Origin of the sequence: Pantoea sp. JGM49 (assembly GCF_018257655.1) — a bacterium.
Taxonomy (GTDB): domain Bacteria; phylum Pseudomonadota; class Gammaproteobacteria; order Enterobacterales; family Enterobacteriaceae; genus Pantoea; species Pantoea communis.
Window position 1 is genome coordinate 178,975 of the sequence record NZ_JAERJM010000012.1, and the last position, 12,394, is coordinate 191,368.

Annotated in this window: 10 protein-coding genes and 1 pseudogene; 5 read left to right on the top strand and 6 right to left on the bottom strand. The window is 48.6% G+C overall.

Features of this window, described 5'->3' with window-relative positions:
* Positions 1-138: 138 nt before the first annotated feature.
* The 4 genes from fbaA to tkt form a co-directional block, all read right to left on the bottom strand.
* Positions 139-1,218: a class II fructose-bisphosphate aldolase gene (gene fbaA, locus JK231_RS19825; RefSeq protein ID WP_034823221.1), complete on the bottom strand. Its 1,080-nt coding sequence runs from the start codon at positions 1,216-1,218 to the stop codon at positions 139-141.
* A gap of 102 nt (positions 1,219-1,320) precedes the next feature.
* A complete protein-coding gene (gene pgk / locus JK231_RS19830) occupies positions 1,321-2,484 on the bottom strand; it encodes a phosphoglycerate kinase (RefSeq protein WP_211729307.1) in 1,164 nt (387 codons plus the stop codon).
* A gap of 51 nt (positions 2,485-2,535) precedes the next feature.
* The gene (epd, locus tag JK231_RS19835; RefSeq protein WP_034823224.1) at positions 2,536-3,555 is read right to left on the bottom strand and encodes an erythrose-4-phosphate dehydrogenase; all 1,020 of its coding nucleotides are present in this window, start codon (positions 3,553-3,555) and stop codon (positions 2,536-2,538) included.
* A 353-nt stretch (positions 3,556-3,908) separates the two neighbouring features.
* Positions 3,909-5,900, bottom strand: a complete 1,992-nt coding sequence (gene tkt / locus JK231_RS19840; RefSeq protein WP_160833067.1) for a transketolase — start codon at positions 5,898-5,900, stop codon at positions 3,909-3,911.
* Between the two features lie 273 nt (positions 5,901-6,173).
* Between tkt and JK231_RS19845 the strand changes: the two genes are divergently transcribed.
* Positions 6,174-6,929 carry a M48 family metallopeptidase gene (locus JK231_RS19845; protein ID WP_211729308.1) on the top strand — a complete coding sequence of 252 codons (756 nt, stop codon included), beginning with the start codon at positions 6,174-6,176 and terminating at the stop codon, positions 6,927-6,929.
* Positions 6,930-6,979: 50 nt separating this feature from the next.
* Here the strand turns inward: JK231_RS19845 and JK231_RS19850 are convergent, their stop codons facing one another.
* Together JK231_RS19850 and speB are read right to left on the bottom strand one after the other, a co-directional pair.
* Positions 6,980-7,390, bottom strand: a complete 411-nt coding sequence (locus JK231_RS19850; RefSeq protein ID WP_211729309.1) for a YidB family protein — start codon at positions 7,388-7,390, stop codon at positions 6,980-6,982.
* A 774-nt stretch (positions 7,391-8,164) separates the two neighbouring features.
* The gene (speB, locus tag JK231_RS19855; RefSeq protein ID WP_160833064.1) at positions 8,165-9,085 is read right to left on the bottom strand and encodes an agmatinase; all 921 of its coding nucleotides are present in this window, start codon (positions 9,083-9,085) and stop codon (positions 8,165-8,167) included.
* Positions 9,086-9,772: 687 nt separating this feature from the next.
* Here speB and JK231_RS19860 point away from each other — a divergent pair.
* The 4 genes and pseudogenes from JK231_RS19860 to JK231_RS19875 form a co-directional block, all read left to right on the top strand.
* Positions 9,773-10,549 carry an ABC transporter permease gene (locus JK231_RS19860; RefSeq protein WP_211729310.1) on the top strand — a complete coding sequence of 259 codons (777 nt, stop codon included), beginning with the start codon at positions 9,773-9,775 and terminating at the stop codon, positions 10,547-10,549.
* Positions 10,546-11,211, top strand: coding sequence for an ABC transporter ATP-binding protein (locus JK231_RS19865; RefSeq protein ID WP_211729311.1), 666 nt, complete (start codon positions 10,546-10,548; stop codon positions 11,209-11,211). The genes JK231_RS19860 and JK231_RS19865 overlap by 4 nt, the downstream gene beginning before the upstream one ends.
* 67 nt (positions 11,212-11,278) lie before the next feature.
* A complete protein-coding gene (locus JK231_RS19870) occupies positions 11,279-12,205 on the top strand; it encodes a glycosyltransferase (RefSeq protein WP_249221764.1) in 927 nt (308 codons plus the stop codon).
* A 2-nt stretch (positions 12,206-12,207) separates the two neighbouring features.
* A pseudogene (locus tag JK231_RS19875) lies at positions 12,208-12,394 on the top strand (capsular biosynthesis protein); the annotation flags it as partial.

Sequence of the window (12,394 nt, forward strand, 5' to 3'; positions counted from 1 at the left end):
ATCAGCTCCGGCACTCCCGTGTACAAGGGTAAACAAAAATGGCATGAAGCGCCAAAGATGGGCTGAATTTACTCATTATTCCGAATCGAATGCATAAAAAAAGGCCCTTTCGGGCCTTTTTTGTACTGTAAGGAAAAATTACAGCACGTCGACAGCGTTCAGCTCTTTGAAAGCCTGCTCTAAACGCACAACCATTGAAGCCTGTGCAGAGCGCAGCCATACGCGTGGGTCGTAATATTTCTTGTTCGGGCTATCCACGCCATTTGGGTTACCCAGCTGGCCTTGCAGATAGTCTTCGTTCTTTTTGTAGTACTGCAGGATGCCGTCCCAGGTCGCCCATTGGGTATCGGTATCGATGTTCATCTTGATTACGCCGTAACCAATTGACTCTTCGATTTCTGCAGCAGAAGAACCTGAACCACCGTGGAATACGAAATCCAGCGCGTTGTGCGGCAGATTGTGTTTCTTGGTCACGTATTCCTGAGAATCACGCAGGATGGTTGGAGTCAGTTTCACGTTGCCTGGCTTGTACACGCCGTGCACGTTACCGAATGAAGCGGCGATGGTGAAACGCGGGCTGATTTTGCTCAGCTCGGTGTACGCGTAATCAACGTCTTCTGGCTGGGTGTACAGGGCAGAAGCGTCCATGTGGCTGTTGTCCACGCCGTCTTCTTCACCACCGGTGCAACCCAGTTCGATTTCCAGGGTCATGTCGATTTTCGCCATGCGCGCCAGGTATTTAGAAGAGATCTCGATGTTCTCTTCCAGTGACTCTTCTGACAGATCAATCATGTGAGAAGAGAACAGTGGCTTACCGGTTTTCTTGAAGTGCTCTTCACCGGCATCCAGCAGACCGTCGATCCATGGCAGCAGTTTCTTAGCACAGTGGTCGGTGTGCAGAATGACTGGCACGCCGTACTGTTCAGCCATCAGATGCACATGGTGCGCACCGGCGATAGCGCCGAAGATTGCTGCGCCCTGTGGCTTGTCGGTTTTGAAACCTTTACCGGCGATGAAGGCAGCACCACCATTGGAGAACTGAACGATGACCGGCGCTTTAACTTTGGCCGCAGCTTCCAGTACCGCGTTGATGGAGTCCGTGCCGACGCAGTTAACTGCAGGCAGAGCGAATTTGTTTTCTTTCGCTACTTGGAAAACTTTCTGAACGTCATCACCAGTGACAACGCCGGGTTTTACGAAATCAAAAATTTTAGACATGGTTGTGTCCTGTTTCGTTACCGTTCATCCCACAAAGGGACGTCGATTTTTTGCCCAGGATGGGCAAGCCTTCAGACGGCGCCGAAGCGCCGCCCCCAAAAATTACTGCTTAGCGCGCTCTTCCAGCATTGCTACAGCGGGCAGTTTTTTACCTTCTACGAACTCGAGGAATGCGCCACCGCCGGTAGAGATGTAGGAGATCTTGTCTTCGATACCGAACAGATCAATCGCTGCCAGGGTATCGCCGCCGCCCGCTACAGAGAACGCGTCGCTGTCTGCAATCGCGTTCGCCACGATTTCGGTGCCTTTGCGGAAGTTCGGGAATTCGAACACGCCAACCGGACCGTTCCACAGGATGGTTTTTGCCTCTCTCAGCAGTTTTGCCATCGCCTGTGCGGTTTCGTCACCGAAGTCCATAATCTCTTCGTTATCCGCCACTTCGGAAACCTTTTTCACGGTTGCCGGGGCAGTTTCAGAGAATTCCGTTCCGACGCGTGAGTCGGTTGGAACCGGAATACCGTGCTCGTCACGCAGCTTTTTCGCCGCTTCAACGAAGTCTGGTTCGTACAGTGATTTACCGACGTTGTTGTCGATAGCCACGAAGGTGTTAGCGATACCGCCACCAACGATCACGGTGTCAGCGATTTTCACCAGAGACTGCAGCACGTCGAATTTGGTCGACACTTTAGAACCACCAACAACCGCCACCAGCGGACGCTGTGGGTTGCTCATTACTTTACCCAGCGCTTCCAGCTCAGCAGAGAGCAGCGGGCCAGCACAAGCGATAGGGGCGAACTTGCCCACACCGTGGGTTGAAGCCTGCGCACGGTGCGCAGTACCGAAGGCATCCATCACGAACACGTCGCACAGGGCGGCATATTTCTTCGACAGCGTCTCTTCGTCTTTCTTCTCGCCTTTGTTAAAGCGCACGTTTTCCAGCACCACCAGTTCACCCGCGCCGACTTCAACGCCGTCGAGGTAGTCTTTCGCCAGGGTCACGTTAGTGCCGTTCAGTTTGTCTTTCAGGTAGTTAACAACCGGCAGGAGCGAGAACTCTTCGTTGTATTCACCTTCGGTCGGACGACCCAGGTGAGAGGTAACCATCACTTTCGCGCCCTGTTTCAACGCCGCTTCGATGGTAGGCAGAGAAGCACGGATACGTGCATCTGACGTCACTTTCCCTTCTTTCACTGGCACGTTGAGATCGGCACGGATCAGAACGCGTTTACCAGTAAGATCCAGATCGGTCATCTTAATTACAGACATGGTGAACCCTCTCGTTGATTCTCATAAGTTTTGCCAGACGCAGTCCGCGTCTTACCTGAAACCGCTTGCGGCCATTGCTAACGTGGTGTCGATCATGCGGTTAGCAAAGCCCCATTCGTTGTCACACCAAACCAAGGTCTTGATCAGGTGATGACCACTGACCCGCGTTTGCGTGCCATCGACTATGGCACTGTGCGGATCATGGTTAAAATCTACTGAGACTAACGGTAATTCCGTATAGTCAACTATACCACGAAACGCCCCTTCTGACGCGTTTTGCAGCAACGCATTGACCTCACACGCCTTCACGGCTTCGCGTACCGAAACGCTCAAATCAATGGCTGTCACGTTGATCGTGGGCACGCGCACAGCGATGGCTTCGAAGCGGTCATTAAATTTCGGAAAAATACGGGTAATGCCCGCAGCAAGACGCGTATCCACCGGAATGATCGATTGGCTGGCGGCACGGGTACGACGCAGATCGCTGTGATAGGCGTCAATCACCTGTTGGTCGTGCATTGCCGAGTGAATAGTGGTCACGGTGCCCGATTCAATGCCGAAGGCGTCATCCAGCAACTTGATCACCGGAATAATACAGTTGGTGGTGCAGGATGCGTTGGAGACAATGCGGTCAGTTTGTTTAAGAGCTTGTTCGTTAACGCCGAACACCACGGTGGCATCCAGGTCATTACCGCCCGGGTGCGAGAACAACACCTTCTTCGCGCCCGCTTGCAGATGTGCTTCGCCATCTGCGCGGCTGCCATACACGCCGGTGCAATCCAATACGATATCGACGTTCAGTTCCTGCCATGGCAGTGCATCGATATCGGCCAGGTGCAGAATGCGGATGGTGTCGTCGCCCACGAACAGCTGATCGCGCTCCTGGCGCACATCCCAGGCAAAGCGGCCATGGCTGGTGTCATACTTCAGCAAATGCGCCATGCCGGTGGCTTCAGCCAGTTCGTTGATCGCCACCACGGTAATTTCAGCGCGGCGGCCGGTTTCATACAACGCACGCAGCACATTGCGTCCGATACGACCAAAACCATTAATTGCTATGCGAACGGTCATCTCACTTCCTGCAACAACAGCCAAAAAAACGTGCCAAATACCTTGAGCGTTTCGCTGCGTTTTGTACAGGGAATTATTGCCCGCTTAACGTTGCAAAATGATGCCGCTCAATTGCAACTGAAACGGTTCAGCTAGAATAAAGCATGCGCGGAATAACAGGAATGATTGCGATCAATTGCGCTGCTGATTATTGGATCTACGTCACATATTTCGCATGTAAAAATTATTACTGCAGGAATAATTGAAGCGTTTCAGGTTGAAGGCGGGTTCTGAAATGAAAAAAGGTGCGCATAAAGCGCACCTTCGTTAGCGATCATCTAACCTGTCGGGCCGCCCTTGATGGCGACCGCTGATTACAGAATAGATTTTGCGATGTTCACCACGTTCTCAACGGTGAAGCCGAACTCTTTGAACAGCAGCTCTGCCGGAGCAGACTCACCGAAGGTGGTCATACCGACGATAGCGCCATTCAGGCCGGTGTATTTGAACCAGTAATCGGCGATACCCGCTTCGATAGCCACACGTGCAGCAACTGCTTTCGGCAGTACAGATTCACGGTAAGCCGCGTCCTGCTTGTCGAAAGCGTCGGTTGAAGGCATAGAGACCACGCGCACTTTGCGGCCTTCGCTGGTCAGCTTGTCATAAGCGGCAACGGCCAGTTCCACTTCTGAACCGGTAGCGATCAGAATCAGCTCTGGCGTACCTTCGCTGTCTTTCAGCACATAACCACCGCGTGCCACGTTTGCCAGCTGCTCAGCGGTACGATCCTGCTGCGCCAGGTTCTGACGAGAGAAGATCAGGGCTGATGGGCCGTCTACGCGCTCGATAGCGTATTTCCAGGCAACCGCAGACTCAACCTGGTCACATGGACGCCACAGGCTCATGTTTGGTGTTACGCGCAGGCTGGCCATCTGCTCAACCGGCTGGTGCGTTGGACCATCTTCACCCAGACCGATTGAGTCATGGGTATAAACCATGATCTGACGAATCTTCATCAGTGCAGCCATACGTGCCGCGTTACGCGCGTATTCTACGAACATCAGGAAGGTTGCGGTGTACGGCAGGAAACCACCGTGCAGCGCGATACCGTTGGCGATCGCGGTCATACCGAATTCGCGCACACCATAATGGATGTAGTTACCGGCTGCATCTTCGTTGATTGGCTTAGAACCAGACCACATAGTCAGGTTGCTTGGCGCCAGGTCAGCCGATCCACCCATATATTCCGGCAGGATCTTACCGAAGGCTTCAATCGCGTTCTGGGAAGCTTTACGGCTGGCGATTTTAGCTGGGTTAGCCTGCAGCTGTTCAATGAACTTCTGCGACTCAGTTTCCCAGTTAGCTGGCAGCTCGTTGTTGGTACGACGCGTGAACTCAGCAGCCAGTTCAGGATGAGCAGCAGCATAAGCAGCAAACTTCTGATCCCATGCGGACTCTTTCGCCTGACCAGCTTCTTTCGCATCCCACTGCGCGTAGATGTCTGAAGGAATTTCAAACGGCGCGTGGTTCCAGCCCAGTTGCTTACGGGTCAGTGCGATTTCGTCGTCGCCCAGCGGTGCGCCGTGTGAATCGTGGGTACCGGCTTTGTTCGGAGAACCGAAACCGATGATGGTTTTGCACATCAGCAGTGAAGGTTTGTCTGAAACCGCTTTGGCTTCTTCTACTGCTTTCTTGATGGCGTCAGCATCGTGACCGTCTACGCCACGCACTACGTGCCAGCCGTAAGCTTCGAAGCGAGCGGCGGTATCGTCAGTGAACCAGCCATCAACGTGACCATCGATAGAAATGCCGTTGTCATCATAGAAGGCAACCAGTTTACCCAGTTTCAGGGTACCGGCGATTGAGCACACTTCGTGTGAGATGCCTTCCATCATGCAGCCGTCGCCCATGAACACGTAGGTGTTGTGGTCAACGATGTCATGGCCTGGGCGGTTGAACTGTGCCGCTAAAGTGCGCTCAGCGATGGCGAAGCCGACTGCGTTAGCGATACCCTGGCCCAGTGGACCGGTAGTGGTTTCAACGCCAGCGGTATAACCGTATTCTGGGTGGCCTGGAGTTTTAGAGTGCAGCTGACGGAAGTTCTGCAGCTCGCTCATCGGCAGGTCGTAACCGGTGAGGTGCAGCAGGCTATAAATCAGCATGGAGCCGTGACCGTTAGACAGCACGAAGCGGTCACGATCTGCCCACAGCGGGTTAGTCGGATTGTGGTTCAGGAAGTCACGCCACAGCACTTCGGCGATGTCCGCCATGCCCATCGGGGCACCAGGATGTCCCGATTTGGCTTTTTGTACTGCATCCATACTTAACGCGCGAATGGCGTTGGCAAGCTCTTTACGAGAGGGCATCTTCTACTCCAGGTCGGATTAATGCTCCGCCGCGATTAACGTATTGTAATTAATCAGTTATCAGGCGAAGCGAGAAAAAAGTCGCACATCAATGTACATGAAAATCGGGGCAAAAGTACATGCGTCGACGTGCTAAATAGCGGGTAAACGGTTGCAATTCGGGGCTTGTCTGCTAGCCAGTGAACAGGATGCGAGCTATAAACAAAGCGTTTGAACACCGATCTCAATTTCAGGTGTTTGTTTTCTCTACCTTGTTACGCAAAGGACCTCTAAATGAAAATCCGCGCCACAATTATTGCTGTGGGAATCGCTTCGCTGCTGAGCGGTTGCGAAGGAATGGACAACAACGCGCTGCTGCAATCCGGCGCGCAGGCCTATCAGGCTTATACGTTGAATGATTCACAAGTGAAGCAGCTGAGCGATCAGTCTTGTGCCCAGATGGACAAAGACAACCAGCTCGCGCCTGCCAATAGTGAATATCAGCAGCGCCTGAACAAAATCGCCGCTGCGCTGGGCGATAACATCAATGGCGTGCCGGCCAACTACAAAGTCTATCTGACCAAAGATGTGAATGCGTGGGCGATGGCCAACGGCTGCATCCGCGTTTATAGCGGCTTAATGGATATGATGACGGACAACGAAGTGGAAGGTGTGCTCGGCCACGAGATGGGCCACGTTGCGCTCGGCCATACGCGCAAAGCGATGCAGGTTGCCTACGCCACCACGGCGGCACGCACTGCTGCGGCCTCGGTGGGCGGCGTGATTGGTCAGCTTTCGCAGTCACAGCTGGGCGATCTGAGTGAGAAGCTGGTCAATGCGCAGTTCTCGCAAACACAGGAGTCGCAGGCGGATGATTACTCTTATGATCTGCTGAAAAAGCGCGGTGTTAATCCACTCGGCTTAGCCACCAGTTTTGAGAAGCTGGCAAAAATGCAGCAAGGCCAAACGAGTTCGATGTTCGATTCGCACCCGGATTCCGCAGCACGTGCACAGCACATCCGCGATCGTATTGCGGCAGATGGCAAATAATCGGCCATAAAAAGGAGCGCCATGTGCGCTCCTGTTCTCAGCTTCAACAGCTAGCGCTTAAACAGATCATCCACCATCGAACCTAAATCCATTTGGTTGTTGTGCAGACTCTGCTCATCAAGTTGACCTTGCGGTGACATCTTATCGATCAACTGTGGCAACAGCGCCGCCAGCGTGCCGGAAGCGCCATTCACATCGGTGCCCAGCTTATCGGCCAGCGACTGCAACTCCTCCTGACCGAAAGCATTCTGAATCTCACCGCCGCCGACCTGTTGATTGCCGCCAGTACCGATCCACGACCCCAGCACCTCGCCAAGCCCGCCTTGTTGAAACTTCTGCAGCAGCACTTCGATTCCGCCCTGCTCCTGCACCCAATTCCAGATCGCCTGCAACTGACCCAACTGATTGCCTTGCCCGTTGCTGTTCCCCAGCGAACCCACTAATTCATCCAGAAAGCCCATGGTGACCTCCGAAGATTCTCAAACCGTGATTAACGAAGCGATAAATAACGCTACGCCCAAAAGTATAGCTACAGGGTGCCGATAACGAATTGTCACCGTTAAGTTGTTGAGCCGTTGATGCGAGAAGCGTGACAATGGTCTGAACTCGCCACACGAGGCCATGTCATAGTGAGTATGGTCTACACTGACCGTTTGTTTTCAGGCGATATCAGAGAGAGTCACCGGAGCACCACATACTATGTTGACCATTCTGATTATTCTCGCCGTCGTTATTGCGATTGTGCTGATTGGCGCGTATCTGGTGATACGTTCAGCAGCCAAAGATGTGAATGACGATTATTAGGAACCGGGGACGTCGAGGGCAATGGATCGCCCCATCAGCTATCACCCTTTCTTAATCACTCTGCGCCGCTCAAAACAAATCCCAACCCACTTCACAGATTGACATCATTGCTATCAATGCGCGTTGAGAAAGGACGATAAACATCAGTAGACGAATTCGCGTGGAGAATGAGAAAGCAGAAACGTGATGATGGCGAGACTTCACCGGTATTGAATATGGCAAATTGAGAAAGTCAGAGAAAGATTACATCTTGCGTGCGTGGCTCTAGGAGCCGAGGAGCGTCGAATGCTGGCAATTCAAATCGTTACCGCTGTCGCGTTAGTTGCAGGTGCTGGGCGTCATTTTTTACGTTCGACCATGAACGATATAAATGATGACTATTAGGAATTGCCAACAGGAGGGCAAGGCATGGGGCCCTGCCCTCCGAGTAATTAGCCTTTATTAGCTGCCTGTACGTGCAGCATATCCAGCGCCAGTGTAGCCGCCGCCAGTGAAGTCAGATCAGCGTGGTCATAACCCGGCGCCACTTCCACCAGATCCATCCCGACGATGTTCATACCCTGCAAGCCACGAATCAGCTTGGTAGCTTTATCGCTGGTCAGTCCGCCGATCACTGGCGTGCCGGTGCCCGGTGCATGTGCCGGATCCAGACAGTCGATATCAAAGGTCAGATACACCGGCAGATCACCCACGGTGCGTTTCACTTCCGCCAGAATGTCATCGACGCTGCGATCGTTAACCTGCGCTGCATCCAGCACGTTAAAGCCAAGGCTCTTGTCGAACTCAGTGCGGATACCAATCTGCACAGAGTGTTTCGGATCGATCAGACCTTCTTTCGGCGCGGTGAAGAACATGGTGCCGTGGTCGAAGGTTGGACCGTTGGAGTAGGTGTCTGTGTGTGCATCAAAGTGCACCAATGCCATCTTACCGAAGTGCTTAGCGTGGGCACGCAGCAGTGGCAGCGTGACATAGTGATCGCCCCCGAAGGTCAGCATACGCTTACCGTTTGCCAACAGCTTCTCAGCGTGCGCCTGCAGTTTGTCAGAGAGATCCTGTGAATCACCGAATGCATAAACCAGATCACCACAATCCACCACGTTTAGGCGCTGACGCAGATCGAAGTCCCACGGCCAGCGGCAACCTTCCCATGCGAGGTTAGTAGAGATCTGGCGAATCGCACCCGGCCCTAAACGGCTGCCCGGACGACCTGAAGTTGCGGCATCGAAAGGTACACCAGTGATCACCCACTCAGCATCGCTGTCGTAAGGCTGGAAGTTCACCGGGAAGCGCATGAAACCGAAGGCGTTAGAAACCAGGGAGTTATCGTACTGATTGCCCAGGGTGTTATACATAACTTGTCCTCTTTAGATCCGTGAGTCGGTTAGCCACTAAGGTATAGATGAAAAAAATCCCCTCCGCGTCGTTAGGCCCGACGAGGAAGGGATTTGTTGTACGTGATTATCGCGAAGAATCAGGCGACCTGCAATCGTCGCCTTTCAAATGTAACAACTACTACTTTTTGTAAAATTCAGTGGATTGTCTCGTGAATGAATTGATTAGCAGTGTTGATTTCACGATGCGGAGCAAGGTTAAAAGCAGAAACGAAAAAATAAATTAAATTCAATACATTCAATCTGTTGTCATAAATCGGATGTATGGATTAGTTCAATAGGCCTTACAGATAATTTGCAAAATATTAATAGACGAAAACGTTTAGGATTATTTCGACATGATCTGTAACTTAAGCCGTCAAAATTAGGGAAAACTCTTACAGACAAGCAGGGACTAGCTGTTCAAGTGGATGGATTCATATCAACTCTAAACCATCTGATTGTGCTAAATGGCATCACGTCTATCGCGTATTCATCAGCTCTAATCTTTTGAATTTACGTAAAATATGCTGATTGTTTCAGCACCCTCGTCTGAAAAACTATAAACCTCCCCCCTACACCGCCCTTATTGCGTACAGTGCATTGGTAGCTGTTAAGCCAGGGGCGGTAGCGTGTAAAAATCCCACCCAATTCAAATGAGTTAAATCAATGGCCAGAAGTGGATTTGAAGTCCAGCAAGCTGCCGTAAAGGCATTATTCCTGCGTGAAATACGAACACGATTTGGTAAATATCGATTGGGTTATTTTTGGGCAATATTGGAACCAGCTGCGCATTTATTAGTTTTACTGGGTATTTTCGGTTTCATCATGCACCGAACCATGCCAGACATATCGTTTCCGGTATTTTTGTTAAATGGTATTATTCCTTATTTTATTTTCAGTAATATTAGCAATCGTTCAGTTGGTGCTATTGAAGCGAATCAGGGGTTATTTAATTATCGTCCAGTAAAACCAATCGACACTATCATTTCCCGTGCTCTACTCGAAACATTGATTTATATAGCGGTCTATATATTGTTAATGGTCGTTGTTTGGTTAGCTGGTGAGTACTTTGAAATTGTTAACTTATTACAGCTTGTTGCCACATGGTCATTGTTAGTAATTTTCTCATGTGGAATAGGATTAACATTTATGGTTGTTGGTAAAATGCTGCCTGAAACTCAAAAGTTCTTACCAATTTTACTCAAACCACTTTACTTCATTTCCTGCATAATGTTTCCATTACACACCATCCCGAAAGAATATTGGTCCTATTTGTTGTGGAATCCAATTGTGCATGCTGTCGAACTTAGTAGAGAAGCTGTAATGCCGGGCTACATTAGTGAAGGCGTAAGCCTTGAGTACCTTTTTATTTCCTCATTATCAATATTCTTTATTGGTCTAGCATTATATCGAACTCGCGAGGGAGCAATGCTAACATCATGATAAAAATAGATAACCTAACGAAATCTTATCGTACCCCTTCTGGCCGTCATTATGTTTTTAAGAATTTAAACATTGAGTTACCGCCAGGTAAAAGTGTCGCATTGATTGGCCGAAATGGTGCTGGAAAATCAACTTTATTGCGAATGATAGGTGGCATTGACCGTCCTGATATTGGGCGTATTATCACTGAAAACTCCATTTCATGGCCGGTTGGCCTCTCAGGAGGATTTCAAGGCAGTTTAACCGGGCGTGAAAATGTAAAATTTGTTGCACGTCTTTATGCCAATAAAGGTGAGTTAACTGAGAAAGTGGAATTTGTTGAAAAATTTTCTGAATTAGGGAAGTACTTTGACATGCCAATTAAAACTTACTCCTCTGGTATGAAATCTCGCCTTGGGTTTGGATTGAGCATGGCATTTAAATTTGATTATTACCTTGTCGATGAAGTAACAGCTGTAGGAGATGAAAAATTCAAACAGAAATGCTCAGAACTATTTAGATCTAGGCATAGCGAATCAAACTTCATAATGGTATCTCATAGCCTTAATTCTTTAAAGGAATTTTGCGACATTGCTATATATGTTGGAAAGAATAACATTGTGAGCCTGCACGATAATGTAAGTGACGCCATAGAAATTTATAAAAAAAATGAGTTAAATTGACACCGACGAACTACTTTATAAATCCTAGCGCTTTTTAGATCTTTAGAAATTTTATATAGAGGCAGTTATGATTGTTAACCATGTAATGTCATCAGATGTTCACAGTGGGATTTTTACGGATTTATTAGAATACTACAGAAATTTTTGTGATGAAGATATACAAATTATTGACTCCGTTAATCCTATTGAAGACGCTGATATTTATCATTATCACCGACCTCATCTTGAGGAAAATCTAAAAAATAATTCAGTTGTTACGGTTCATCACGACATAAATGATACCGATGATTGGCTGAATTACGATAAATTTCATGACCGATACAATGAAGCCAAGTTAATACTATGCCTAAACAAAACTCAAGAAAGCATACTATCTAGACATGGTTTGAAACATACAAGGATTATTCCTCATGGCTTCAATAACAGTATTTTTACATATGCAAAAAACATAAAAAAAATATCTGAAAAGGTTAACATTGGAATTATATCAAAAAGATATGGCAGAAAAGTTAAAGGTGAAGCATATCTTTTTGAGCTAATGAAAAGATTAGATAGGGAAAAATTCAAATTCATCTTCGTCGGAGTAGATCGTAGCATTTCTTCTTTGAAAGCCGAATCGATGGGGTTTGAAAGCGTTTGTTATGAAAGATTGCCTTACTATTGCTTTGGGGATTTATATGATAAATTAAATTATTTGTTAGTGACTAGCTTGTTTGAGGGTGGCCCAGCGAATATTCCAGAAGCCGTAGCATCTTCAACACCAATCATTTCCACTCCTATTGGCATGTCGAATGATTATATTAAACATTGTGACAATGGTTTAATTCTTAGTGGGAATATTGAAGAAGATGCAGAGTTAATTGAGCATTATTCTCATAAAGAGAACTATGAAAAAATCTCAACGTCTGCTTTTAATCAGAAGCAAGCGGCACTCTCTTGGCAAGAAGTAATGAGGTTAACATCTGATTGCTATAAAGAATTAATAGGAAAGTAGAAATGAAAGATATCAGCATATTATTCCCAGAAAGCATAAACTTCCATGATAGAAATTTCAAAAGCCTTTTTGATTTCATTTCTCGACATAAATTAAGACATACGTTCTTAAAAGACAGAAACAATTGGATTTCTGCATATGGAAATTATGGTTCTTTAGAGGATGAATTAACCATATATGTTTATCAAC